The organism is Streptantibioticus ferralitis, from assembly GCF_029223525.1.
Lineage (GTDB): Bacteria > Actinomycetota > Actinomycetes > Streptomycetales > Streptomycetaceae > Streptantibioticus_A > Streptantibioticus_A ferralitis.
In genome coordinates, this window is record NZ_JARHTQ010000037.1 from 34,878 (window position 1) to 59,998 (window position 25,121).

At 69.5% G+C, this 25,121-nt stretch carries 24 protein-coding genes and 1 pseudogene; 7 read left to right on the forward strand and 18 right to left on the reverse strand.

Annotation, left to right across the window (positions count from 1 at the left end):
• Genes P2L57_RS34395 through P2L57_RS34405 form a run of 3 tightly spaced genes read right to left on the reverse strand, consistent with a single transcriptional unit; the run spans position 1 to position 2,482 of the window.
• Positions 1-795 (reverse strand): CoA-transferase subunit beta, encoded by a 795-nt coding sequence (locus tag P2L57_RS34395; protein ID WP_372516049.1) that lies wholly within the window; start codon positions 793-795, stop codon positions 1-3.
• On the reverse strand, positions 792-1,682 hold the full coding sequence (locus tag P2L57_RS34400; protein ID WP_275821437.1) for a CoA transferase subunit A: 891 nt from the start codon (positions 1,680-1,682) through the stop codon (positions 792-794). The genes P2L57_RS34395 and P2L57_RS34400 overlap by 4 nt, the downstream gene beginning before the upstream one ends.
• Positions 1,679-2,482: an enoyl-CoA hydratase family protein gene (locus P2L57_RS34405; protein ID WP_275821439.1), complete on the reverse strand. Its 804-nt coding sequence runs from the start codon at positions 2,480-2,482 to the stop codon at positions 1,679-1,681. Before P2L57_RS34405 ends, P2L57_RS34400 begins: the two co-directional genes overlap by 4 nt.
• A 69-nt stretch (positions 2,483-2,551) precedes the next feature.
• Between P2L57_RS34405 and P2L57_RS34410 the strand changes: the two genes are divergently transcribed.
• Positions 2,552-3,352 carry an SDR family oxidoreductase gene (locus P2L57_RS34410; protein ID WP_275821441.1) on the forward strand — a complete coding sequence of 267 codons (801 nt, stop codon included), beginning with the start codon at positions 2,552-2,554 and terminating at the stop codon, positions 3,350-3,352.
• A 4-nt stretch (positions 3,353-3,356) separates the two neighbouring features.
• On the forward strand, positions 3,357-4,004 hold the full coding sequence (locus tag P2L57_RS34415) for a TetR family transcriptional regulator (protein WP_275821443.1): 648 nt from the start codon (positions 3,357-3,359) through the stop codon (positions 4,002-4,004).
• 179 nt (positions 4,005-4,183) lie between these two features.
• Here P2L57_RS34415 and P2L57_RS34420 read toward each other — a convergent pair whose 3' ends face one another.
• Positions 4,184-4,675: a nitroreductase/quinone reductase family protein gene (locus tag P2L57_RS34420; RefSeq protein ID WP_275821504.1), complete on the reverse strand. Its 492-nt coding sequence runs from the start codon at positions 4,673-4,675 to the stop codon at positions 4,184-4,186.
• Complete coding sequence (locus P2L57_RS34425; RefSeq protein ID WP_275821506.1) at positions 4,675-5,919, reverse strand: acyl-CoA dehydrogenase family protein; 1,245 nt, start codon at positions 5,917-5,919, stop codon at positions 4,675-4,677. The genes P2L57_RS34420 and P2L57_RS34425 overlap by 1 nt, the downstream gene beginning before the upstream one ends.
• 132 nt (positions 5,920-6,051) lie before the next feature.
• Here P2L57_RS34425 and P2L57_RS34430 point away from each other — a divergent pair, with 132 nt between their 5' ends.
• Positions 6,052-7,242 carry a thiolase C-terminal domain-containing protein gene (locus P2L57_RS34430; RefSeq protein WP_275821445.1) on the forward strand — a complete coding sequence of 397 codons (1,191 nt, stop codon included), beginning with the start codon at positions 6,052-6,054 and terminating at the stop codon, positions 7,240-7,242.
• Positions 7,243-7,325: 83 nt separating this feature from the next.
• Here P2L57_RS34430 and P2L57_RS34435 read toward each other — a convergent pair whose 3' ends face one another.
• Genes P2L57_RS34435 through P2L57_RS34445 form a run of 3 tightly spaced genes read right to left on the reverse strand, consistent with a single transcriptional unit; the run spans position 7,326 to position 8,819 of the window.
• A complete protein-coding gene (locus P2L57_RS34435; RefSeq protein WP_275821446.1) occupies positions 7,326-7,889 on the reverse strand; it encodes a GNAT family N-acetyltransferase in 564 nt (187 codons plus the stop codon).
• A gap of 4 nt (positions 7,890-7,893) precedes the next feature.
• Positions 7,894-8,340 carry a Zn-ribbon domain-containing OB-fold protein gene (locus P2L57_RS34440; protein WP_275821448.1) on the reverse strand — a complete coding sequence of 149 codons (447 nt, stop codon included), beginning with the start codon at positions 8,338-8,340 and terminating at the stop codon, positions 7,894-7,896.
• Between the two features lie 29 nt (positions 8,341-8,369).
• Positions 8,370-8,819: a DoxX family protein gene (locus P2L57_RS34445; protein ID WP_275821449.1), complete on the reverse strand. Its 450-nt coding sequence runs from the start codon at positions 8,817-8,819 to the stop codon at positions 8,370-8,372.
• A 200-nt stretch (positions 8,820-9,019) separates the two neighbouring features.
• Between P2L57_RS34445 and P2L57_RS34450 the strand changes: the two genes are divergently transcribed.
• The 3 genes from P2L57_RS34450 to P2L57_RS34460 all read left to right on the forward strand — a co-directional run bounded on the left by P2L57_RS34450 (position 9,020) and on the right by P2L57_RS34460 (position 12,948).
• The gene (locus P2L57_RS34450) at positions 9,020-11,233 is read left to right on the forward strand and encodes an acetate--CoA ligase family protein (RefSeq protein ID WP_275821451.1); all 2,214 of its coding nucleotides are present in this window, start codon (positions 9,020-9,022) and stop codon (positions 11,231-11,233) included.
• Positions 11,234-11,300: 67 nt separating this feature from the next.
• Complete coding sequence (locus P2L57_RS34455) at positions 11,301-12,257, forward strand: enoyl-CoA hydratase/isomerase family protein (RefSeq protein ID WP_275821453.1); 957 nt, start codon at positions 11,301-11,303, stop codon at positions 12,255-12,257.
• 61 nt (positions 12,258-12,318) lie between these two features.
• On the forward strand, positions 12,319-12,948 hold the full coding sequence (locus P2L57_RS34460) for a flavin reductase family protein (RefSeq protein WP_275821455.1): 630 nt from the start codon (positions 12,319-12,321) through the stop codon (positions 12,946-12,948).
• 83 nt (positions 12,949-13,031) lie between these two features.
• On the opposite strand, the gene P2L57_RS34465 is transcribed toward P2L57_RS34460, so the two are convergent.
• From P2L57_RS34465 to P2L57_RS34485, 5 genes are all read right to left on the reverse strand, one after another.
• The gene (locus P2L57_RS34465) at positions 13,032-14,099 is read right to left on the reverse strand and encodes a Zn-dependent alcohol dehydrogenase (protein ID WP_275821457.1); all 1,068 of its coding nucleotides are present in this window, start codon (positions 14,097-14,099) and stop codon (positions 13,032-13,034) included.
• A 30-nt stretch (positions 14,100-14,129) separates the two neighbouring features.
• The gene (locus P2L57_RS34470; RefSeq protein ID WP_275821459.1) at positions 14,130-15,593 is read right to left on the reverse strand and encodes an aldehyde dehydrogenase family protein; all 1,464 of its coding nucleotides are present in this window, start codon (positions 15,591-15,593) and stop codon (positions 14,130-14,132) included.
• A 65-nt stretch (positions 15,594-15,658) separates the two neighbouring features.
• The gene (locus P2L57_RS34475; protein WP_275821461.1) at positions 15,659-16,507 is read right to left on the reverse strand and encodes an SDR family oxidoreductase; all 849 of its coding nucleotides are present in this window, start codon (positions 16,505-16,507) and stop codon (positions 15,659-15,661) included.
• Positions 16,504-17,724 carry an acyl-CoA dehydrogenase family protein gene (locus tag P2L57_RS34480; protein WP_275821463.1) on the reverse strand — a complete coding sequence of 407 codons (1,221 nt, stop codon included), beginning with the start codon at positions 17,722-17,724 and terminating at the stop codon, positions 16,504-16,506. The genes P2L57_RS34475 and P2L57_RS34480 overlap by 4 nt, the downstream gene beginning before the upstream one ends.
• Positions 17,725-17,732: 8 nt before the next feature.
• A complete protein-coding gene (locus tag P2L57_RS34485; RefSeq protein WP_275821466.1) occupies positions 17,733-18,638 on the reverse strand; it encodes an SDR family oxidoreductase in 906 nt (301 codons plus the stop codon).
• A 121-nt stretch (positions 18,639-18,759) separates the two neighbouring features.
• Here P2L57_RS34485 and P2L57_RS34490 point away from each other — a divergent pair, with 121 nt between their 5' ends.
• On the forward strand, positions 18,760-19,686 hold the full coding sequence (locus P2L57_RS34490) for a cyclase family protein (RefSeq protein WP_275821468.1): 927 nt from the start codon (positions 18,760-18,762) through the stop codon (positions 19,684-19,686).
• Positions 19,687-19,871: 185 nt separating this feature from the next.
• On the opposite strand, the pseudogene P2L57_RS40975 reads toward P2L57_RS34490, so the two are convergent.
• The 5 genes and pseudogenes from P2L57_RS40975 to P2L57_RS34515 all read right to left on the reverse strand — a co-directional run.
• Positions 19,872-20,294, reverse strand: a pseudogene (locus P2L57_RS40975) (ATP-binding protein); the annotation flags it as partial.
• Positions 20,295-20,781: 487 nt separating this feature from the next.
• Entirely contained in the window at positions 20,782-21,702 is a 921-nt protein-coding gene (locus tag P2L57_RS34500) for an acyl-CoA dehydrogenase family protein (protein ID WP_275821472.1), read from the reverse strand.
• Between the two features lie 4 nt (positions 21,703-21,706).
• A complete protein-coding gene (locus P2L57_RS34505; RefSeq protein ID WP_275821474.1) occupies positions 21,707-22,876 on the reverse strand; it encodes an acyl-CoA dehydrogenase family protein in 1,170 nt (389 codons plus the stop codon).
• Positions 22,867-23,880 (reverse strand): SDR family oxidoreductase, encoded by a 1,014-nt coding sequence (locus tag P2L57_RS34510; RefSeq protein WP_275821476.1) that lies wholly within the window; start codon positions 23,878-23,880, stop codon positions 22,867-22,869. The genes P2L57_RS34505 and P2L57_RS34510 overlap by 10 nt, the downstream gene beginning before the upstream one ends.
• Positions 23,870-25,060, reverse strand: a complete 1,191-nt coding sequence (locus tag P2L57_RS34515; protein ID WP_275821478.1) for an amidohydrolase family protein — start codon at positions 25,058-25,060, stop codon at positions 23,870-23,872. Before P2L57_RS34515 ends, P2L57_RS34510 begins: the two co-directional genes overlap by 11 nt.
• Positions 25,061-25,121: the final 61 nt, after the last annotated feature.

Below are 25,121 nucleotides of genomic sequence, written 5' to 3' on the forward strand. Positions count from 1 at the left end.
TCATGCCGGAACCTCGCGGTCCCGCAACGAGCGCGGATCGAGCACCTGGCGGATCAGACGCAGTTCCTCGGGGGCGGGGACACGGGTCGTCGGCGCGTTGGCGGTGCCCGTCAACACCTCCCCCGTGCCTTCTGCGCCACCGAGATCGAAACCTGTTGCCTCGACAACTTCCGCGACCGTGACGCCGGGATGAACGGAGGCCAGCCTCATCCGCCCGTCGTGCGGATCGAAGTCCAGTACGCACAGGTTGGTGACGACCCGCCGTAGATCGTGGAAGCGGGCTGAGGGACCGGGCAGCGCGGCCGCCCGGTCATTGCCGACACCGCAGACGACGTCGACGTGGGCGGTGAAGACGCGGGGGCTGTGCCGCGGCGCCCAGTAGCTGGTGGCGTGGTTGACGGTGTTGCCCGGGGCGCCGCGCGCACCGAGAAGCTGGCGTTTGGGGCGGTCCCACTCGCCTACGCAGGAGATGTTGGCATTTCCGTACGCGTCGATCTGTGCCGGGCCCATCATCACGTGACGGCGCCCGTTCGCGAGCAGGTCGAGCACCGCACGGTACGGCAGCCAGCCCTCGACGGTGAGGCCGTCAGGTGGCGCGCCCAGCGCCACGTCACCGTCGATGACCTGGGCGAGTCCGTCGGTCAGCACCAGGTCCGGCGCGAACGTGGCACGGGCCAGGCGGGCGCCGATGGTCGGTATCGCCCCCATCGGGCTGGCGAGGATCTCGCCGTCACCGCGCCAGGCCTCCGCGCAGGCGACGACGCAGATCTCGGCACGGGTCGCGGTGGTGATCACCGAGCGCCTCCCGCATGCTCTCTCGTCGCGGCCCGGAATTCGTCCACAGCCTGTTGATACGACGGCTCATCAGGGTGACTGAGGAAGCGGTCCGCGAAGACGGCCCAACTCTCCGGGTCGGCCGCCGCCCTCGCGTACGCCTGCTGGAACGCCTCGTCGCGCCCGTACTCCGGCGGGCACTCGGTGAAGTGCGCGCCGCGCGGTGCCTCGATCACGCCCGTGGTCAGATGCCGGTGGATCACCAGCGAGTGCAGGCAGCCCGCCTCCTGTCGCAGATCGGCGGTGGGTACGAGGCGTTCCGCTGACACATACGCCGTCCTCGCCGCCAGGCAGAACAGGTCGTCGAAGAACTGGTCGGGCCCGGTGAGCGCCGCGTTGCCGCGCGCGTCGGCGAGGTTGGCGTGCACCAGCGCGACGTCCAGTTCCAGTGGCGGCGCGGCCATCACCTCGTCCCCGCTCCCGTACGGGTCGGCGACGGTACGCAGGAAGGGCGCGTTGCGCCGCACGTCCGAGCCGATCCCACCGCGCACCGGCATGAACGGCAGCCGCAGCGCCGCCGCCCGCAGCCCGGCGAGGAACATGCCCTCGTCCAGTTCCAGGGCCTCCACCGCGCCCGCTTCACGGGCCGCCCGGAAATGGGGTTCGAGGGGTATCGAGTCGAGCGACACAAAGCCGTAGACAACCTTGCGGATCTTGCCCGCCGCACAGAGCAAGCCGACGTCAGGCCCGCCGTAGGAGACCACGGTCAGATCCTTGACCGGTGAGCGCAGCAGTGCGCGTACCAGCGCCATGGGCTTGCGGCGCGAACCCCAGCCGCCGATGCCGACCGTCATGCCGTCCTCGACGCGCGAGACGGCCTCGTCGGCAGTCATCCGCTTGTCCGTCACGTGCCCTCCCCTTGTGGCGCGCTGTTCCGCCCGGGGACAGCGCCGTTCCCTCGGACGAAGTCGTCGCGCAGCCGGTCGCTGACGCCGGTCAGGTTGAGCTCGAAGGTGAAGCCCTGTTCGTAGCGGTAGGAGCGTTTGACGTCGACGGGATCGATGCCGTTGAGGGACTGCTTGGCGGCACGGATGACGACCGCGTCCTTGGCTGCGACGCTCGCGGCGACCTCCAGCGCGGTGTCACGCAGCTTGTCGCGGTCGACGACCGCGAGCACCGAACCGTATCCGTGCAGTTCGGCGGCGGTGGCGCGCTGCGCGGTGTAGACCATGTGCCGCATCCGCTGCTGCGGCACCAACCGGGCCAGATGCGTGGCCGCACCCAGGGCGCCGCGGTCGACCTCGGGCAGCCCCACGTACGCGTCATGCGAGGCGAGCACGATGTCCGCGTTGCCCACCAGACCCACCCCGCCTCCCACACAGAAGCCGTGCACCGCGGCGATCACCGGGACCGGGCAGTCGTACACCGCGGAAAAGGCGGCGGCGCAACCGGCGTTGACACCGATCAACGCGTCGAACGCTCCTTCGCCGTCGCGCGGTGGGCGCTGCATCTCCTTGATGTCGACGCCCGCGCAGAAGCCCCGGCCCTCCGCCCGCAGAATCAGCACCCTTGTGCTGGGCTCCGAGCCCTGCGCGTTAAGCGCACGAGCGAGTTCAAACCACCCTGAAGCATCAAGTGCGTTGACTGGTGGAGCGTCGATCACCACTTCCGCGATGCCCAGCTCCTGGCGTGCCACCCATATCGCCATCAGCCCTTCCTCCACGCCGACTTGAGCGCTATCTGACGTTCCGTCAGCTAGTCTGGCACGATAGCCGACGTGACGGATGGCCTGGAAGGGAAAGTCGCGCTCGTAACGGGCGGCACTCGCGGTATCGGCCGGGCGATCGCCGAGCGATTGCGAACGGCGGGCGCCGAGGTCGCCGTCTGCGGCCGCAGGCAGCCGGACGCGCTGCCGGACGGCATCACCTTCTTTCCAGCCGACGTACGGGACCCGGACGCCGTCAGCGGACTGTTCGCCGGACTGCGCGGCGCGTACGGACGCCTCGATCTACTGGTCAACAACGCGGGCGGCTCCCCGTACGCGGAGGCGGCCACCGTCTCCCCGCGGTTCTCCCACGCGATCATCGAGCTGAACCTGCTGGCGCCGCTCTACTGCGCGCAGGCGGCGAACCTGATCATGCGCGAGCAGGACGGCGGCGGATCCATCGTCAATATCGGCAGCGTCAGCGGGGTCCGCCCCTCCCCCGGCACCGCCGCCTACGGGGCCGCCAAGGCGGGCCTGTCCTCGCTCACCCGCTCTCTGGCCGCCGAGTGGGCCCCGAAGGTCCGGGTGAACTGCCTGGTCGTGGGCCTGGTCCTGACCGAGGACGGCACAGGTGCACCATCGGAGCATTCGCCGGGTCACTACGGAGACGGAGCCGCCCGACGGGCGCTGGCAGCCGCCATTCCCATGGGCCGACTGGCCTCCCCTGACGAGATCGCGGATCCCGTGCTGTTTCTGGCATCGGCCGGCGCACGCTATATAACCGGCGCTGACCTGCAGATTCATGGCGGAGGGGAGCTCCCTCCCCATTTGCACGCAGCCGAATCGCGCACTGATCACCCGAAGGTAAACTGACGGCATGACAGGACAAGTTCGCACCGTCGACGGCCGAGTTGCAGGGCGCCGCGGGCAGGCGACGCGGCAGAAGCTGCTCGAATGCCTCAGCGAGATGCTCAGCACTTCGCCGTACCGGGACGTCAAGGTCATCGACGTCGCCCGGATGGCGGGTACCTCCCCCGCAACGTTTTACCAGTACTTCCCCGATGTCGAGGGCGCTGTCCTCGAACTCGCCGAGGAGATGGCCAAGGAAGGAGCGACCCTCACCGATCTGGTCGCGGGGCGCACCTGGGTGGGCAAGCCCGCCTGGGCCGCCGCCGAGGACCTCGTCGACGGGTTCCTTTCCTTCTGGCGTAAGAACGACGCGATTTTGCGCGTCGTCGACCTTGGCGCGGCGGAAGGGGATAAACGGTTCTACAAGATCCGTATGAAGATCCTCAACGCCGTCACCAACTCTCTGACCGACTCCATCAAGGAGCTCCAGGACAAGGGCCGGGTCGACAAGTCGGTCAATCCGGCGGCAGTCGCCGGTTCGCTGGTCGCGATGCTCGCCGCGGTCGCCGCGCACCAGAAGGGCTTCCAGTCCTGGGGCGTCAAGCAGGCCGAGCTCAAGCCCAACCTGGCGCTCCTTGTGCACCTGGGTGTGACCGGTAAGAAGCCGACCAAGTAGCAGCTCCAGCACCATTCGGCGGTCGGCTCACCGCCGCGTCGCCAGTTCGTCCTGCCATGTCCTGCCAGACATTCACGCGGGCGTCGGCCGGCCCTCGGGGGAGGTAGCCGGTCCGGCGCCCGCGTCGGCATGTGGACGTACTCGCTGGCCGCTCCGTCGCAGCTGCCGTTGGCAACCGATCAGTCGCGCGGGGTGAGCCGGAACAGCCTGATCTCACGCTCCACCCGCGCCGCGTACGACGCGTACGGTGGCCAGAAGCGCACCACGGCCTCCCAGACCTGCGCGCGCTCCGCCCCTTCGAGGAGTGCGGCCGTGACCGGGATGTCACGGCCCTTCCAGTTGATACGGGCCTGGGGATTCCTGATCAGATTGCCGGTCCAGGCAGGGTGACCTGGACGCCCGAAATTGCTGCCCACCAGCACATATGTGCCGTCCTCGGCCCGCATACAGGCCAACGGGGTGTGCCGGGGCTGCCCACTGCGCGCTCCCGTTGACGTCAGGACCGCACTGGTCAGCATGCGGGCACCCAGCAGCACCTTTCCGCCCGTCAACCGGTAGAGAAGTCTGTCCAGCGCAGGGATGACATGCGGCGCGACCTTCGCGAAGGCCCGGCTGGACGAGAACGTCTGGATGACCGGTCGGATACGGCCCAGCGGCCCGCCCCGCGCCATCACGCGACCGCCCCTTCGAGCACACCGGCATCGAACAGTCCGGCCCGCTGTGCGGCGTGCGCCCTCAGCCGATGCACGGGGCCGAAGATCAACTCATCGGCGGCGGCCCGCTTGAAGTACAGATGCGCGTGGTGTTCCCAGGTGAACCCGACCCCGCCGTGCAGTTGGATGGACTCCCCGGCCACATGGTTCAGCGCCTCCAGCGCCTGCGCGAGCGCGAGCGGTCCGGCGACCCCGATACCGTCTTCCCCGCCGCTCTCCCCCGGGGCACCGCCGCCCGCCGCCCAGGCGGCGTAATACGCGGCCGAGCGTGCCGCCTGCACCCGCACATAGCCGTCGGCGAGGCGGTGTTTGACCGCCTGAAACGATCCAACAGGCCGTCCGAACTGCTCCCTGACCCGCACGTACTCCACCGTGCTGGACAGTGCGAAGTCCGCCGCTCCCACCGCCTGGGCAGCCAGCACCGCCGCCGCCAGGCCGCCCGTACGCAGCAGTGCCGCCGTCAGCTCGTCCGGCGTCGGCCCGGCGTCACCGCCAAGGGGTACGGCGGCCACATCACGCAGTTCGACACGGGCCTGCGGGCGGGTCTCGTCCAGCGAGGTCAGACGGGTGCGGGTGAGTCCGGACGCCCCGAGCCCGGTCGGTTCCACCACGAACAGGAGGGTCCGGCTGCGTACGTAACCGCCGGTGTGCGCGGCGACCAGCAGCAGCCCGGCACTGTGCCCGTCCAGCACCTGGTCGGCTTGCCCATGGAGCCGCCAGCCGTCCTCAGCCTGCCGGGCCTGTATACCGCCCGCCCGGCCGCCACCGGACCAGGCGCCGTCGTTCCGCCCGGTCAGCGCGAGGACGGTACCCACCGGCTCCGACACGGCCAGCGCCGCCGTCAGCTCGCCAGCGGCGATGCGCGGCAGATATCCGGCCCGCTGCCGCTCGCTCCCCAGCTCGGCGATGAGCGGTGCGACGAGTACGCAACTGGCCAGCAGCGGCGCGGGCAGCAGGGCCCGGCCGGTCTCCTCGCCGGCGAGCGCCAGCTCGGTGGGGCCGCAGCCGACGCCCCCGTAGCGCGGCGGGAGGGCCAAGCCCGGCAGCCCGAGCCGGGTGGCGAGTTGCCGCCACAGACCCTCGTCGTATCCGGCGGGAGTGCGGCACGCCGCCTTCACGTCGTCCGGACCACAGCGCTTGTGCAGCAGTTCGCGCAGGGTGCGCCGGATCTCGTCCTGTTCCTCGGTGAACGCGGCATCCATCTGCGGGTCCTTCCAGGCATGCCACCAGCCCACTATCTGACGCCTCGTCATATTAGGCAGTCGAGTGACTCGGGCACAGAGGCGCGCGACGGCCACATTGCGCCGCGCAGAATCTGATGTACCGTCAGTCCAATGTCGAACGCGTCACCGGCGATACCCCGAAACCGACGCAAGGTCGCCATCGTCGGCGTGGCCCTGGCCGACTGCGGTCGCGTTGACGAGGCCACCCCGTACACCCTGCACGCACAGGCCGCCCGTCGCGCTCTGGCGGACTGCGGACTCGACCGGTCGGTCATCGACGGCTTCGGATCGGCGGGACTGGGCGCTTTGGCGCCCATCGAGGTCGCCGAGTACCTGGGGCTGCGCCCAACCTGGGTCGATTCCACCGCCGTTGGCGGTTCGACCTGGGAGGTGATGGCCACGCACGCCTCCGACGCCATCGCCGCCGGGCACGCCAATGCCGTACTGCTGGTCTACGGCTCCACCGCCCGCGCGGATCTCAAGGCCAGACGCCGTACCGCCAATCTCTCCTTCGGCGCCCGCGGCCCCCTGCAGTTCGAAGTGCCCTACGGACATACGCTGATCGCCAAGTACGCGATGGCCGCCCGCCGCCACATGCACGAGTACGGCACGACACTGGAACAGCTCGCCGAAGTGGCCGTCCAGGCACGGGCGAACGCCAGCCGGAACTCCGACGCGATGTACCGGACGCCGATCACCGTCGACGAGGTGCTGTCCGGCCCGGTGATCGCCGACCCGTTCACCAAGCTGCACTGCTGCATCCGCTCCGACGGCGGCTGCGCGGTGCTGCTCGCCGCCGAGGAGTACGTACCCGACACAGCGAGGACCCCGGTCTGGATCCTCGGCACCGGCGAGTGCGCATCGCACACCACGATGTCGGAGTGGGACGACTTCACCGTCTCACCCGCTGCGGTCTCCGGGCGGCTCGCCTTCGGGCGGGCCGGGATCCGCCCGTCGGAGGTCGACGTCGCGCAGATCTACGACGCGTTCACGTACATGACATTGGTGACGCTGGAGGACCTGGGCTTCTGCGGCAAGGGAGAGGGGGGCGCGTTCGTCGCGAAGGGACGGTTGCAGACCGACGGCGAACTCCCGGTCAACACCGACGGCGGTGGGCTGTCCGCCTGCCACCCCGGTATGCGGGGACTGTTCCTTCTGGTGGAAGCCGTACGGCAGTTGAGGGGTGAGGCGGGCGCTCACCAGGTACGCAAGGGGGATGGGCGGCTGCCGCGACTGGCCGTCGCCTCCGGAACCGGCGGCTGGTTCTGCTCTTCGGGCACGATCGTCCTGGGGCGTGACTGACATACCCGGCGCCGGGTGCGCTGACCTCGCCGTTCAGCCGACCTTGATCCTCCATCCGCTGCCGCCCCAGCTGGTTTCGGCCTTCAGGGAGCGGACGGGGCCTCGGGTGCCGGATCGATGACGAGTCGGGCGTGCAGATGCAGATCACGGGGAACGCCGTCCAGATCGATCCGCGCCCCACGCAGCAATCCCTCGTAGGCATACGCGCACCGGCGGGCTACCGCACAGGACGCCTCATTGTCGAGATCGTGTCCCAACTCCATCCGGTGCAGACCCAGATCGCGGAACGCCCAACGGGTGAGCGTCTCCAGAGCCCGCGACGCTATGCGTCGCCCGCGGTTCTCCCTGATCACCCAATAACCGACCCGCCCGTTGCGCATCCGCGGATCGGACAGCTGCACAGCGACATGGCCACGGACCTCGCCGTCCTCGGCCACGGCGAACGAGAGCATGTCGCCGCGCAGCCAACCCTGCCTGCGGCTGCGGATGAACCTCAGGGCGCCCTCCTCGTCCTCGATGCGCACCGACGGCGTGTTCCACCGGTTGAAGTCCGGATCCGACAACCCACGTAGAGCGGCCTTCACATCGGCTTCCTCCCAGGGGCGCAACGTCAGTCCGTAGGCCTCAAGTTCGACAGGTCGCAGCATGCACTCATTCAACACCTGTACCGGCCACGCGGAATACGGGGACCGCGTGCCCCGCGCCACCAGCGGGCATGCCGGTATCGGTTCCAGTACGGAAGGCCACCCGCAGGTCGACGCCGATCCACAGTTCGGACTCCGCACAGTCGACGATCTCCGTCATCATGCGCGGCCCCTCGGCCAGATCCACCACGGCGGCGGTGTACGGTACCCGGTCACCGAAGGGCGGAAGATCGTTGAGATGGACCACCGACCAGGTGTAGAGCGTGGCCCGGCCGCACGCCCGCTCCCAGTCGACCGCGTCACTCCAGCAGCGCGGGCAGAACTCACGTGGATAGTGATGCGCGACGCCGCAGTCCCGGCACCGGCGGATCAGCAGCCGGCCTTCGGCCGCCGCGTCCCAGTAGGGCCGGGTGAAGGCATCGATCTCGGGAAGGTCGTACCGTCCTGTCGGCATTGGCTGCCCTTTCTGCCGCGATCCCGCTGTCAGAAGAGTCCGAATGCCGCGTCCAACGACCAGTGCTGCCAGCACATGGCGAACAGCCCCACCATTGATACCAGCGCCATCATCGAGTTCTGCCCCTGCTCGGCCCAGTCGTGGATCATCAGCACCAGATAGATGAGGTTCAGTGCCAGCCCGCCCACGAGGGCAATCGGTGTGAGCAGGCCGAAGGTCAGCCCCAGCCCGAGGGCGAGTTCGGCATAGACCACGACGTAGGCGATCATCTTGGGGCGCGGAGCGACGGCGGCGGTGAAGCCACTTCGCACCAAGGCCCAGCGGTGCTTCCCGGCGATGTCCGCCGCCCATGCGATGCCCGTGCCGCGTTCGAACCAGGCCTTCTTGTCCTTGTGCCGCCAGCTCTCCAACCACCACAGGCCCAGGCCTATGCGTAGCACGGCAAGCCAATCGCCACCACTCAGCCAGATCGTGTGCACCCCGGAACTCCTCCCTCTGCGCCTGATGTTCCATCAGCTCAGCGTCGCCCATCCCGGCCGACCACGAGGGCTCCGGTCAGCCCGGCAAGCATGGGGCCTCTGGAACCTTTCCCTGCCGACCAGTTCCTGCCGCTGGATCAATTCAGTAATCTGACTATGCGTCAGTTCAGTCGATTGTGCACCAGGAGCGGGCGGGACCCATGCTTGGATCGACACACGGCAGCCTCAGCACCGACCCCCGTGCGGCGCGGGCCGTGGCCTGCGGCGAGCGTCCTGGACCCGCCGTGCACGGCGCGGCGGACCTCGACGTCAGCGGAAGACCGCTGTACGCCCCCGTGCCGGACCTTGACCGGTTCTTCCACCCGGACACGGTGGCTGTCATCGGAGCCTCGGACAGCACCGGCAAGCCGAATACGGGCATCACCCGCCAGCTCATGGCCTGGGCCGACCGCGTCGGCGCCCGGCTCTTCCCCGTGAACCCGGGACGCGAGGTGGTCTTCGACCTCCCATGCCACGCGTCCATCGCAGCACTGCCGCAACCGGTGGATCTCGCCGTCCTGCTGGTCTCGGACCCGCTTCCGTTAATCGAGGAACTAGGCGAAGCCAAGGTGAAGTTCGCCGTCGCGTTCGCCTCCGGGTTCGCCGAGACCGGTGCCGCGGGCGCTGCTGCCCAGCAGCGGCTGGCCGAGGCCGTAACCCGCTCGGGGCTACGACTACTCGGGCCGAACACCAACCTCAACGCCTTCGAGCGGATCCGCGACGACCTGGAAGGCCCGGCCATCGCGCTGATCACCCAGTCAGGCCACCAGGGGCGCCCGGTCTTCACCCTCCAGGAACTCGGTATCCGACTGAGCCACTGGGCACCCACCGGCAACGAAGCTGATCTGGAATCCGCGGACTTCATCTCGTATTTCGCCGAACAGCCCGAGGTCGGGGCGATCGCCGTATATGTGGAAGGGCTCAAGGACGGTCGGTCGTTCATGCTCGCCGCCGACCGAGCGGCCCGAAACAAGGTTCCGATCGTCGCGATCAAAGTCGGCAGGACCGAAACCGGCGCCCGCACGGCCGCTTCGCACACCGGGAAGCTCACCGGTTCCGACGCCGTCACCGACGCCGCCTTCAAACAGTTCGGCGTCATCCGCGTCAACGGTCTGGACGAACTCCAGGACACCGCCCATCTGTTGGCCCGCGCCAAGCCGCCGGGCGCCGAGGGTGTCGTCGTCTATTCCATCTCCGGCGGCACCGGCGCACACTTCTCCGACCTGGCCAGCGCGGCAGGCCTGCCGCTTCCCATACTGTCCGAGCAGAAGCAGACCGAGCTGCACCAGTGGATACCCGAGTACCTCAACGTGGCCAATCCGGTGGACAACGGCGGCCATCCCGTCGGCGACTGGCGCGGGCGCAAGATCATCGATGCGATCCTGGCCGACCCGTCCGTGGGCGTGCTCATCTGCCCGATCACCGGACCGTTCCCGCCCATGAGCGACAAGCTCGCGCAGGACCTGGTGGACGCGGCCGAAGGCACGGACAAGCTGGTGTGCGTGGTGTGGGGTTCGCCGGTGGGGACCGAAGCGGCCTATCGCGGTACCCTCCTCGGCTCCTCCAAGGTCGCCACGTTCCGCACCTTCGGCAACTGTGTCGGAGCGGTCAAGGCCTACCTCGACCACCACCGCTTCGTCTCCGACTACCGGTCTCCGTTCACGGACGCACCGCGCACGCTCTCCCCATCCGCCCGCAAGGCCGGCGCACTGCTGTGCGAGGGACAGCAGTTGAGCGAGCACGCGGCCAAGCAGTTGCTGCGGGCGTACGGAATCCGGGTGCCGCGCGAGCAGTTGGTGAACAGCGCCGCCGGAGCGGTTCGCGCCGCGGGGTTGGTGGGCTACCCGATCGTGATGAAGGCCTCCGGCGCCCAGCTGGCGCACAAGACCGAACTCGGGCTGGTCCAGGTGGGATTGACCTCGGCCAGCCAGGTACGTGATGCCTATCGGGAGCTGACCGACATCGCCCGCTTCGCAGATATCGCTCTGGATGGCGTACTGGTCTGTCAGATGGTCGAACAGGGCGTGGAAATGGTCGTCGGCGTCAATCGCGACCCGCTGTTCGGGCCCACCGTGACCGTGGGGCTCGGCGGCGTCCTCGTCGAAGTGCTGCGGGACACAGTGGTCCGGGTGCCCCCGTTCGGTGCGGAGGAAGCCCACGCGATGCTTCGTGAGCTGCGCGGACACGCCCTGCTCAACGGCGTACGCGGCCGACCCCCCGCCGATACCGACGCGCTGGTGGATGTCGTCCTGCGCGTGGAACGCGTGGCGATGGAACTCGACGACGGCCTCGCCGAACTGGATATCAACCCGTTGATGGTGCTGCCGCGCGGCCAGGGCGCGGTGGCGCTTGACGCGCTCGCGGTGTGCCGGTGAGCCGCGTCCCGCGCCCGGCCGATACGGCGTGGGCGGCCGAGCCTTCCGACTGCTGCCAAGGACGTTCATGACTTCCTCCCCCGAAGAATCCATCGGTCCGTCCGTCGATTCAGTTGTACTCCAGGCCACTGACAACGGCGTCTCGTGGATCACCCTGAACCGGCCGGAGGCGATGAACGCGATCACCTGGGACCAGCGTGAACGCCTCATCCGCCTGCTGGCGGACGCCTCCGCCGATCCGCTGATCCGGGCCGTGGTGATCACCGGGACCGGACGGGCCTTCTGCGCCGGAGCCGACCTGCGCGGCAACACGCCGACCGGCTCGGGAGCGGCGGCAAGCGCCGGCTCCGGGGCAGGGGCGAGCACCGGTTCCGCACCAGGCACAAGCCCTGACGCAAGCCCCGGCTCGGGAGCAGCGGCAAGCCCTGGCACGGGACCCGGCTCAGGCCGAGGCGAGCGCATCGCGGGCGACGTCGCCCGTACCATCCGGCAAGGGGCCCAGCGGCTGATCGCCGCCGTGCTGGACTGCGACAAGCCCGTGATCGCGGCCGTGAACGGTACTGCCGCCGGTATCGGGGCCCATCTCGCCTTCGCCTGCGACCTGGTCATCGCGGCCGACACCGCGAAATTCATCGAGGTGTTCGTGCGCCGCGGTCTCGTCCCCGACGGAGGCGGAACGTATCTACTCCCCCGATTGATCGGTCCGCTGCGCGCCAAGGAACTGATGTTCTTCGGTGACGATCTCCGGGCGGACGCCGCGGAACGGCTGGGCCTGGTCAACCGCGTGGTTCCCGTACGGGAGTTGGAGAAAGCCACCCGTGAGTGGGCTGACCGGCTCGCCTCCGGACCCACCCGCGCGCTGGCGCTCACCAAGCAGTTGGTGAACTCTTCGCTGGAATCGGACCGAGGCAGCGCGTTCGCCGCCGAAGCCGCCGCGCAGGAGATCAATATGACCACGGCGGACGCCCAGGAGGGCATCCGCGGCTTCATCGAACGTCGCGACCCGGAATTCCGGGGCCGCTGAACGGCGGCGGCGCCACAACCTCTTCTAATCTGACGGACTATCAGTTTCAATGATGGATGTGATGGGACACGCAGGGATGGCGGCCACCGCCGTCCGCTACCTCAGGTCGGTCGGCGCACCGACATCCGCCGCACCCGTCGAAGCGATGCCACGGCCGGAACTGCGGGCGGTGCGGGAGGATGAGCGAGCACCACTCGATCCGGGCGAATTCCGACGCGTGCTGGGCAACTTCGCCAGCGGTGTCACGGTCATCACCGCGCCCGCCACACCTGACGACGGCCATGGTCCCGCTGGCTTCGCCTGCCAGTCGTTCGTCTCACTGTCGCTCGACCCGCCGCTGGTCGCCTTCATGGTCGGCCGCTCCTCGGCCAGCTGGCCGCGTATCGCCCGCACCGGTGTCTTCTGCGTCAACATCCTCGGCGCCGATCAGGGCGAACTCTGCCGGGCCTTCGCCGTCAGCGGTGGCGACAAGTTCACGGGCGTGGAGTGGACTGCCGCGCCCGCGACCGGGGCGCCGCTGATCGCCGCGGTTCCCGCATGGGTCGACTGCACCATCCACGCCGTCCACACCGGCGGCGACCACCTCATCGTCGTCGGTCACGTGGCCGCTCTCGGCACCGCGCACCAAGGGCCGCAAGAGGCATCACCGCTCCTCTTCCACCGTGGCCGCTTCGGCACCGTCTCACATTAGAACCGCGCCGAGCGGCCCAAGGAGGAGTCCACGAAGGTCTGGGCGGTGCGGGCTCCCCGGGCTCCCTTCAGAACTTCGGAACCTCAGAACGTGAGCACACCCCGAGCCACGCGCCCATGATGCGTGTCGTCAGCGGCTTTGGCGAAGTCCTCGATCGGATAGGTCTTGGTGACCAACTCATCGAGAAGCAGCCGCCGTTGCCGATAAAGCTCCGCGTACAGCGCGATGTCCCGCTGCGGGCGTGACGACCCGTATCGGCAACCGAGAATGGATTTGTCCAGGTACATCGCAGAGACGCGGAAGGACGCCTCGGCGTCTGCGGGCGGCATGCCGAGGAGTACGGCTTGACCATGCCGGTCGAGCAGATCGATGGCCTGGCGGACAAGCCGGACATGCCCTACACATTCGAAGGCGTGGTCGGCGCCATTGGGAAGCAGCGCACGGACCGCCTCGACCGGGTCCGCGACCTGCGAGGCGTCGATGAAGTCGGTGGCACCGAACTGTCGGGCGACCGCGGCCTTCACGGGGTTCGCGTCGATGGCGACGATGCGCCGGGCCCCGGCGATCCGTGCGCCCTGGATGACGTTCAGGCCGACGCCCCCGGTACCGATGACGACGACCGAGTCGCCGTGACCGACCTTGGCGCGGTTGAGGACGGCACCGACGCCGGTCAGGACGCCGCAGCCGAGCAACGCGGCGGAGGTGAAGGGAATGTCGTCCGGGATGGGGACCGCCTGGACCGCCTTGACGACGGTCCGTTCCGCGAAGGCGGAGTTGGCCGCGAAGTTGTAGAGCTCCTCACCGCCGCGGGCGAACGGACGCTCTGGACGCCCGATCGCCCTGCGGCACATGGTCGGACGGCCGCGATCGCATTCGGCACACGTACCGCAGTTGGCGAGCGTGGAGAGCGCGACGTGATCGCCGGGCGCGACATGGCCGACGCCCGCCCCGACGGCCTCGACGACGCCCGCGCCCTCGTGGCCGAGTACTACAGGGACCGGGAACGGGATCGTTCCGTCGATCACCGACAGGTCACTGTGGCACAGGCCGGCGGCCTGGATGCGGACGCCGACTTCGCCCGGGCCAGGCCTGCGCACCGCGAGGTCGTCGACGACCCGCGGCTGCTCGCCGTCGAAGATGACACCTCTCATACCCACCGTTCCCTCTCCACGACCGCTTCCTCAGGAAGGCCAGACCACCGACTGGAGTTCGCTGTACGCGTGCAGTCCGAACGAGCCGCCGTCGCGGCCGATCCCGCTGTCCTTGAACCCGCCGAACGGCGTTTCGGGGTGCCGCTGCACGGTGTTGATCCCGACATTGCCGCTGCGCAGACGAGCGGCGAGTTGCCAGGCGCGACCGGCGTCCCCGGAGAAGACGTAGTCGTACAGGCCGTACGCGGTGCCGTTGGCGATCTCGACCGCCTCGTCCTCGGTGTCGAAGGGGATCGCGACGACCACCGGCCCGAAGATCTCCTCCTGGGCCACGGCCATCCCCGGCCGGACGTCGGCGATGAGGGTGGGCGCCGCGTAGAAGCCGGGTTTGAGGTCGGGGCGGGTACCGCCGGTGACGATTCGGGCGCCCTGGTCTCGCGCTCCGGCGACGTAGGCCTCGACGCGGTCGCGTTGGGCGGCGCTGATCAACGGGCCGACGATCGTGGAGTTATCCACAGGGTCCCCGATTGTCAGTGCCTCGGCGTAGCTTTGGAGACCGGTGACGACCTTCTCGTACAGCGCGCGATGGACGAGCACGCGGGTCGGAGCCGTGCAGATCTGTCCACAGTGGAACGACCACGTCGAACCGACGGCGCCCACCGCCGATTTTCCCGCCCCGTCGGTCAGGTCATCCAGGATGATCGCGGCTCCTTTGCCACCGAGTTCCATGAGAGTGCGCTTCATCAAGCGACCAGCCGACTCGGCTATCGCCTTACCCACGGAGGTGGAACCCGTGAAACTGATCATGTCGACACCGGGGTGCGCGACCAGGGCCTCGCCCGCCGCGGCGCCCGATCCCGTCACCACGTTGAACACGCCGTCCGGCAGACCGGCCTCCTGGAAGATCTCGCCGAGCAGGAGACAGGTCAGCGGATCCTGAGGCGCGGGCTTGGCCACGACCGTGTTGCCCATGGCCAGCGCCGGGGCGGCCTTCCCCGCCAGGTTCACTACGGGGAAGTTGTACGAGGTGATGCAGCCGACGACGCCGACCGGGCGCCGGACGGCGGCTGCGCCGAGCAGTCCCCCGGGCGCCAGCGGGGACGCCTTCACGGGCAGCGGTGCAAGCGGGATCGTGTCGGGCTCGGTGGCCCCGCGCGCGTAGCGGCGGAACCGCTCTGCGGCCGTGGGCAGTTGCATGGTCGACGCCACCCGCATCGCCGCTCCGGTCTCGGCCTGCAGCAGCGGCACGAGGTCCTTGGCGTGGGCGGCCAGCAGGTCCGCGATGCGGTCCAGTACGGCGGCGCGTTCCTTGGGCGCGGTACGGCTCCACGCCTGGTACGCGGTACGCGCGGCACGGACCGCCGTGTCCACGTCGCCCCGGGTCGCCTCTGGGGCGTAGCCGATGACCTGTTCGGTGGCGGGGTTGACGACGGGGTAGTGGCCCTGGGCGGGCTGATGCCGCTGTCCGTTGATCCAGTGCGCATAGCGCTTCATCCGTCAGTGCCCTTCGCTGGGCTTGTCGGGCCGCTCACCCGTTGGCTTCGGAAGTGGCCGCGATGTCAGGGATGTTGAGAGGAGACCGAGACGACTTCACCGGTCAGATAGGAGCTGTAGCCGCTGGCGAGGAAGACGATCACGTTCGCGACTTCCCAGGGTTCGGCGGCGCGACCGAAGGCTTCACGGGAGGTGAGTTCATCGAGCAGTTCGTCGCTGGTGACCTTGGCCAGGTTGGGGTGCATGGCGAGAGAAGGGGCTACCGCGTTGACCCGCACGCCGTGTGGGGCCGCTTCGATGGCGGCGCACCGGGTGAGCGCCATGACTCCGGCCTTGGCCGCGGCGTAGTGGGCCTGTCCCGCCTGGGCGCGCCAGCCCAGTACGGAGGCGTTGTTGACGATGACGCCGCTGCGGCGGGGGCACATCTGCCGCAGTGCGGCACGGGTGCAGCGGAAGGTGCCGCCGAGTGTGACGTCGAGGACGCGGCCCCACTGTTCGTCGCTCATGTCGACAAGGTCGCTGGTTCCGCCCAGGCCCGCGTTGTTGACCAGGGCGTCGATGCGGCCGAATTCGGCGGTGACGGTGGCGAAGAGGCGCTGGACGTCGGTCTCGGCGGTCACGTCGCAGGGCACGGCGATGGGCTTGGTGCCCATGATGTCGGCGAGTTCCTCTGCGGAAGCGGTCAGGCGGCGTTCGTGACGATCGCTGATGGCGACGGTGGCGCCTTCCTCGGCGCAGCGTTTGGCGGTGGCGAAGCCGATCCCGGTGCCCGCGGCGGCGGTGATGAGGACGGTGCGTCCGGCGAGCAGTCCATGGGCTGGCTCGTACGACGGTGAGTCCGTCTCTCCGCGCCCGCCTTGGGGCTTGGCACCGCTCGCGTCGCTGGACCGTCCGGGGGCGCTCTCGGTGGTCATGGGCGGGGTTCCTTCGGGAGCCCGAGGACGCGCTCGGCGATGATGTTCCGCTGGATTTCGTCCGATCCGCCGTAAAGGGTGTCGGCGCGGCTGAACAGGAACAGCCGCTGGAAGGAGCCGAGTTGATATGCGAGATGCGAAGTCGGGTCGCCGGGTGCGGCGGCCGAGGAGGAGGTTGGTCGGGGGGCGGGGCCCGCCGAGCCGGAGGCGCCCTGTATCGCCATGGCCAGTTCGCCGAGGCGCTGGTGCCAACGGCCCCACAGCAGCTTGGACATGCTGGGGGCGGCCGGGTCCGTGGTCCCGAGGGTGCGTAGGGCGTTCCAGCGCATGACGCGTAGGTCGGCCCATTGCCGGACCAGGCGGTCGCGCAGCACCGGGTCGTCAGCGGCGCCGTTGTCGACGGCGAGCGTCACGACGTCCGCCAGCTCCCGGGCGAAGCCGATCTGCTGCACGAGGGTGGAGACGCCGCGTTCGTAACCGAGGAGGGCCATGGCGATGCGCCAGCCATCGCCTTCCGCACCGACGCGGTGATCGGCGGAGGCGTGGGCGCCGTCGAAGAACACCTCGTTGAACTCGCTCTCCCCGGACATCTGGCGGATCGGGCGGACCTCGATGCGGCCCGGCTGGTCCATCGGCACCAGCAGGAAGGACAGGCCGTGGTGGCGTACGGAGCCGGGCTCGGTGCGGGCCAGGACGAAGCACCAGTCGGCGTCGAGCGCCAGTGACGTCCAGACCTTCTGACCGGTGATGCGATACGTGGTTCCGCTGTCGTCCAGCACGGCCGCCGTGCGCACGCCCGCGAGGTCGGATCCGGCGTTGGGTTCGCTGTAGCCCTGGCACCACAGTTCCTCGCCGCGGGCGATGGGCGGCAGGAAGCGGTCGCGTTGGGCGGGGGTGCCATGGGCGAGCAGGGTGGGGGCGAGCAGGTTCTCGCCGATATGGCCGGACCGGGGCGGCGCGGCGGCGCGGGCGTACTCCTCGCCCCAGACGACCTGTTCGGTCAGCGAGCCGCATCGGTTCCCATATGGTCCACGTGTGCCGCCATGCCGTGCGGGCTCGCTGCCCGGCGACTGCCAGCCGAGGCCGATCCATCCGTGGGCGCCCAACTCGCGTTCCCACGCCCGGCCGGCGGTCGTGGTGGCCGTCAGATGGTCGGCGAGCCAGGCCCGCGCCTCGGTGCGGAAGGCCTGGGCCTGCGGCCCGAAGGTGAAGTCCATGGCGGTCCTCAGGCGTTGGGCCGGTCGTTGGCGGTGGCGGCCTTGCGCATGGCCTCAAGCTGTTCGAGCAGGGGCATGGGGTCGGTGCCGACCGCACCGGGGAGGAAGTCCGCGATCCGTTGCGGGGTCCAGGCGCCTTCCGTGTAGGCGGCGCGCAGTTCACGTGGTTGGGCCCAGACCGCGATCTTGGGTCCGGCGACGGTGTACACCTGTCCGGTGATGTCGCGCGCCTGGTCGCTGAGCAGGTAGACGACGAACGCCGCGACGTCCTCCGGTTCGCCGATCTCCTTGAGTTCCATGGGCACGTTGGCGGACATCCGGGTGCGGGCGACCGGGGCGACGCAGTTCGCGGTCACCCCGTACTTGTGCAGGCCCAGCGCGGCGCTGCGCACCAGGGAGATGATCCCGCCCTTGGCGGCGGAGTAGTTGGCCTGGGCGACACTGCCCTGATGGTTGCCGCTGGTGAAGCCGATCAGGGTGCCGTAGCCCTGCTTGCGCATGACGGCCGAGGCGGCACGGAAGACGGTGAACGTACCCTTCAGATGGGTGGCGACAACGGGGTCCCACTCCTCCTCGGTCATGTTGAACAACATGCGTTCGCGCAGGATCCCGGCGACGCACACCACCCCGTCGATCCGCCCATAGGTCTCAACCGCCGTCGAGACGACCCGGCCGCCCCCGGCCATGGCCGACACATCGTCGGCCACGGCGACGGCGTCACCGCCCGTCGCCTCGATCTCCTTCACAACGGCCGCCGCCACCTCGCTGGTCGGCTCGCCGCCCTCGATCGAGACGCCGTAGTCGTTGACCACGACCTTGGCGCCCTCGGCGGCGCAGGCGAGCGCCACAGCCCGTCCGATACCCCGCCCCGCGCCGGTGATCGCGATGACCTTGCCGGTCAAGAAGTCGCCCACAGCCGAACCTTCCTACAAGCCTTCCCGGGTTTCTGACGGTCCGTTAGATTCTAGGAACACCGGTGACCCATCGCGCAAGCCCCGCGCAGGCGGAAGCCCGCACACACCGAAGGAGGCCGGGATGCCGTTGCCCGAGCGGTTCCATGACATCGCCAAGCGCGTGAACAACTGGGGGCGTTGGGGCGCGGCCGACGAGATCGGCACGCTCAACCTGATCACCGACGAGGTGGTGCGCGAGGCGGTCGGCACCGTGCGTTCCGGCCGCCGTGTCCCGCTCGCGCTTCCCCTGAAGCAGGACGGGGTCCAGACCGGCGCGATCCCGGGCCGGATGAACCCGCTGCGCGCGATGGTCGCCGTCAACTGGCAGATGTTCGGCCCGGACACGGTCGCCACCAGTGATGATGTCGTCACGATGGGGCTGCAGGCGGCCACGCACTGGGACGGCCTCGGTCACGTCTCACACTCCGGCCGCCTGTACAACGGGCGCCCCGCCACCACGGTCACCGCACACACGGGCGCCGAGTTCGGCGGAATCGAGAAGATCACCAGCCTGGTGTCACGCGGCGTTCTCCTGGACGTCGCCCGCGCGCACGGCGTCGAACGCCTTCCCGGCGACCATGCCGTCGTACCCGAAGACCTGGAGGCCGCCGAGGAACTGGCGGGCACGACGGTCCGCTCCGGCGACATCGTTGTCGTACGCACCGGGCAGATGCGGCTGTACCTGACCGGTGACAGGCACGCCTACGCGTACCCCTCGCCCGGTCTGTCGATCCGCACCCCCGAGTGGTTCCACGCCCGTGATGTCGCGGCGGTCGCCAGTGACACGCTGACGTTCGAGATCTTCCCGCCGGAGTTCGAGGACCTGTGGCTGGCGGTGCACGCGCTCCATCTGGTCGAGATGGGCATGCCGCAGGGGCAGAACTGGAATCTGGAGGAGCTGTCCACGGCCTGCGCCGAGGACGGCCGTTACGCGTTCCTGCTGAACGCGACGCCCGAGCCGTTCGTCGGCGGGGTGGGCAGTCCGGTCGCGCCCGTCGCGATCAAGTAGCCCGACCGGGCACCGCCCGGACGGCCGGAGGCCGGGCCCGCGGCGCCCGCCCCGGGGACACCGCCGGTCGGCCCCGCAGGCCCGGTGACGCGCGCGGCGCTGTCATCCCGGTACCCGATCGCGTCGCCGTAGGCGGCCATCGGGCGTTCGTCGTAAAGCTGCTGGGACGGAGCGGAGCCCCCGTCGCAGCGGTCCACCTCGCACCAGATGTGCTTGCCGGAGCCTTCGCGCTCCCAGCCCCAGCGGTCGGCGAGACCGTCCACCAGCTCCAGGCCGCGCCCGCCGGTCTCGTCGCCCTGAGCGTGCCGCGGCGCCGGAGGCTTGGCGCTGGCGTCGGCGACCTCCACGCGTACGGTCCCGGCCGCGGCGCCGTCGGCGCCCGCGTCGGAGACCTCTGGTTCGGGGAAGAGCATCCGCAGCACGGCCGGGCAGCCGGTGTGCACCACCGCGTTGGTTACCAGCTCCGAGATGAGCAGGAGCAGCGTCTCGGCCAGCGGCTCATCTGCTCCTATGCCCGACCGCAGCAGCCGGGAACGGGCCCACCTACGAGCCCGGCCCACCTCGGCCGGGTCGGGGAAGACCTCCAACTGCACCTGAAGCACCTGCACCGCTCACACCATCCGAACCGGCGGACACATCGCCTCGCGCCTCCGTACCGTCACCGACTGTGACGCTGACGAAGGACAGCATGATTGACGTACAGTCACCGCAACAAGCGCTTCAGTCATATTCCAACGGAACGTGGTACCCATGCTGCATACTGCCCCGTGATCGCGCTCGCTACGGGTAGTGGATAGGCGCGATACCGTGCGTGTCCAGCACCTGCGGGCGTTTCCCTCCCGGCCGCAAGCATCCTGGGGAACCGCGCCGGTTGTCGCATGGATACCGCCATGACGACCGTCGCGATTGTTGCGCCCCTGAACTACTCGCACTCGATGGAGGGTACCCGAGAGGGGCGTCGACTCCACGCGGTTACGAGTTACACCTCGGACACAACCCGATATCAACGCTCGGTGACACCTTATTCCGGGCATATCGCACCATTCCGTAAGCGCTGACGACCAGCGGCAACGCCTCGTACCCACCCCGCACCCATTACCAGAAGTCGGGCGAGCACAAAGACCGCGCCAGAGCGTCCTGGATCTCCCCCTCCCGAGCGAACCGCGTTGACAACAACCACGCGCGTTTCATATGGAGATGCACATCGGCCTCCCAGGTGAAGCCCATCCCGCCGAAGATCTGAAGACAGTCGCGGGAGTTGCGGACGGCGGCTTCGTCGGCGAGCAGCTTGGCGGCCGCGATCTCGGTGGGATCACCGGTCACGGCGGCCGCGTAGACAGCGGTACGGGCCATCTCGACCCGCACCAGCATGTCCGCGCACAGATGCTTGATCGCCTGGAATGTCCCGATCGCCCGCCCGAATTGCCGGCGGGTGCCCGCGTACTCCACCGCCAACTCCACCGTGCCGCCCGCGCTGCCGCACTGCTGGGCGGCGGTCAACAGGACGGCTTCACGATGCAGCCGCGACGCGTCGGACACCGCCTGCCCGTCGGCGGGCCGGGCCTCGACCCGCCAGAGCGGTGTCAACGGATCCACCGACCGCAGCGGAACGGTGATCAGTTGGGCCGGATCGAGAGCGAGGGCAGCCCGGCCCTCGATCCACAGCACCGCGTCCGCGTCGGCCAGATGATCGACCAGCGTGCCGTCGCATCCGGCGACCACCGCCTTGCCCTCGGCGGCTCCGTCGACCACCCCCGCCGCCAGATGCGTCGCGACCAGCGGCCCCGGCAGCAGCGCCCGCCCGGCCTCCTCGAAGACCAGCGCGGCCTCGGCCAGGCCCATCCCGTCCAGCCGCAGGTCGAACAGGCCCGCCGAGCCCAGTTCCCGCCACAGCCCGCGGTCCACTGCCGCATCCGCCAGGCAGGCCCGCATCCGGTCCCTGGCGAACCGCCCGGCAAGCAGTTCCCGTACCCCCGCGCGCAACGCCCGCTGTTCGTCGGTGAGTTGGAAGTACACCGCCTCACGGCCCCTTCGGCAGGCCGAGGATCCGCTCGGCGACGATGTTCTTCTGGATCTGCGAGGTGCCCGCCGCGATGGTGTACGACAGCGAGGACAGCCGGTCGGCGGTCCACTCCCGCGCGGCGTCCAGAGCGTCCGCGCCCAGCACCGCCGCCGCCGTCTCGTACAGTTCCTGCCGCGCGTGCGAGTACCGCAGCTTGAACACCGAACCGCCGACGCCCGGCACCCCCGTACCGCCGCCGCGCAGTACCCGCTCCGCCGCGCTGACGTTCCACTGCGTGAGCCGCCACAGCACGGAGAACTCGGCGGCCAGCCGTCCGATCCGCCGACGCAGCACCTGGTCGTCCCAGGTGCCGTTGCGCCGCGCCGACGACGCCACCTCACGCAATGTCCGCCTGCACGCGATGACTTCGCCGACGAACGCCGTGCCGCGTTCGAACGACAGCGTGACCATGGTGACGCGCCAGCCGTCGTTCTCCTCGCCCACCCGGTTCGCCACCGGTACCCGCACCTCGTCCAGGAACACCTCGGCGAATTCGCTCGATCCGGCGAGTGTGCGCAGCGGCCGGACGTTAACCCCCGCGGCACTCATCGGCATCGCCAGCCAGGTGATCCCGCGATGTCTGGGCGCGTCGGAGTCGGTACGGACCAACAGCTCGCACCAGTCGGCGACTTCGGCGTGCGAAGTCCAGATCTTCGAGCCGGTGACCACGTACGTCTCACCGTCCCGTACCGCCCTGGTGCGCAGCGCGGCCAGGTCCGAACCCGCGTCCGGTTCGCTGAAGCCCTGGCACCACACCTCGTCGCCACGCAGGATCGGCGGCAGCCAGCGGCGTCGCTGCTCCGCGGTCCCCTCGGCGGCGATGGTCGGTCCGGCGTGCAGCAGTCCGACGAAGTTGGCACCGACGTACGGTGCTCCCGCCCGCTCGGTCTCCTCCAGGAAGATCAGGTGCTGCGTGGGGGTCGCGCCGCGGCCGCCCGCGTCGGCGGGCCAGTGCAGTCCGGCATAGCCCGCGTCGTACAGCATGCGCTGCCAGGTGGTGTCGTACGCTCTGCGGCCCGGCCAGTGCGCGGGATCGGGCTTCGGCGGGAGGGTCGGCAGCACACCGGCGAGCCACTCGCGCAGTTCGGCGCGGAAGGCCTCCTCCTGCTCGGTGTAGGTCAGGTCCACGCGTCACCGTGTCCCTCAACGCCGTGTCCCTCAGCGTCGTGCCCCTCGGCGTCGTGCCCCTCGGCGCCGTGCCCCTCGGCGCCGTGTCCCGCACCGCCCTGTCCCGGAGACGTCCCGTAGACGGGCTCGGGTGCCGGTGCCTCGGACAGCAACTTCCCGACGACGGGACCGAGTTCCGACGGTTGCCAGCGGCGGCCCGCGTCCACGGCCGGACCGTGCCGCCAGCCGTCCGCGAGCGACACCCGACCGCCCTCGACCTCGAAGACCCGCCCGGTCACCCCGGCGGACTCAGCGCTGCCCAGCCACACCACCAGCGGTGCGACGTTGCCCGGGTGGTAGACGTCGAACCCGCGCTCCGGCCGGGCGACCAGCTCCGGCATCGCCTGCTCGGTCATCCGGGTCCTGGCCGCCGGGGCGATGGCGTTGACCGTCACCCCGTACCGCCCGAGTTCGGCCGCCGCGACCACCGTCAGGGCCGCTGTGCCCGCCTTGGCGGCGGCGTAGTTGCCCTGCCCGACACTGCCCAGCAGACCCGCGCCGGAGGTGGTGTTGATGACCCGGGCATCCACCCGCCCGCCCGACTTCGCCCGTTGCCTCCAGTACCCGGCCGCGTGCCGCAGCGGCGCGAAGTGCCCCTTCAGGTGCACCCGCACCACCGCGTCCCACTCCGCCTCGTCCATGGAGACCAGCATCCGGTCGCGCAGGATCCCGGCGTTGTTGACCAGCACGTCCAGGCCGCCGAAGGCGTCGAGCGCGGTGCGCACCAGGGAAGCGGCGCCGGACCACGTCGCGATGTCCTCGGTGTGGACGACGGCTTCGCCGCCCGCCTCCCGTATCCGTGCCACGACCTCCCCCGCCGCCGCGTCCCGCTCATCGACCGGCGCCAGATCGTTGACCACGACCCGGGCCCCGGCCGCCGCGAAGGCCAGCGCGTGCTCGCGACCGATTCCGCGTCCGGCGCCGGTGACGGCCACCACCCGGCCCGCGCACAGCTCAGCGGTCAAGGTCCAGCTCCAGCATCCGGATGGCGTTGCCGCGCATCAGCTTGTGCACGGTCTCGTCGTCCAGCCCCTTCACATGTTCGAGCGCCACTTCCCTGGTGTGCGGGAACGTCGAGTCGACGTGCGGGTAGTCGGTCTCGAACGTCGCGTTGTCCCGTCCGACGGTGTCGATCGACTCGACACCGTGTTTGTCGCGGAAGAAGCAGCAGAAGATCTGCCGGTAGTAGTACGAGGACGGCGGCTCCGGGATCAGGTCCCGTACCCCGCCCCACGCCCGGTGCTCCCGCCAGACGTCGTCGGCACGTTCCAGGGCATAGGGGACCCAGCCCATCTGGCCCTCGCTGTAGGCGAGTTTGAGTCTGGGGAACTTCACCAGCACGCCGCTGAACAGGAAGTCCATCATCGACGCCATCGCGTTGTTGAAGCTCAGGCTTGCCTGTACGGCGGGCGGCGCGTCCGGTGAGGCGGCGGGCATCTGCGAGGACGACCCGATGTGCATGTTGACGACCGTGCCGGTCTCCTCGCAGACCGCGAAGAAGGGGTCCCAGTATCCGCAGTGGATGCTGGGCAGTCCCAGATGGGTCGGGATCTCGCTGAAGCAGACCGCCTTCACGCCGCGCGCCGCGTTCCGGCGGATCTCCGCGACCGCCAACTCCACGTCCCACAGCGGGATCAGGCACAGCGGTATCAGCCGTCCCCCGCTGTCCCCGCACCACTCCGCCACCATCCAGTCGTTGTAGGCGCGCACACAGGCCAGCGCGACCTCCTTGTCCCGCGCCTCGGCGAAGGTCTGCCCGCAGAACCGCGGGAAGGTGGGGAAGCACAGCGAGGCCTCGACATGGTTGAGGTCCATGTCCTTCAGCCGCTCGACGGGGTCCCAGCAGCCGCGCCGCATCTGGTCGCGGGTGATGCCTTCGAGGGTCATCTCGTCCCGGTCGAAGCCGACGGCCGCGATGTTGCGCTTGTACGGGAACTTCAGGTCCTCGTAGATCCACCAGTCGGTGGGCGGTCCTTCGGGGTCCATGGTGATCTGGTACTTCCCGCCGATGTAGGCCAGTTCGCCGATGCCCGCGGTGAGCGGCTTGGGGCCGCGGTCGTGGTACCTGGCCGGGAGCCAGGTCTCGAAGAGGTGCGCGGGCTCGATCACGTGGTCGTCGACGCTGATGATCCTCGGTAGCTCCACGGCCGCCTCCCCATCGCCTGGACCCTTTATCTGACGCTGCGTCAGATCTACCGTAGCCACG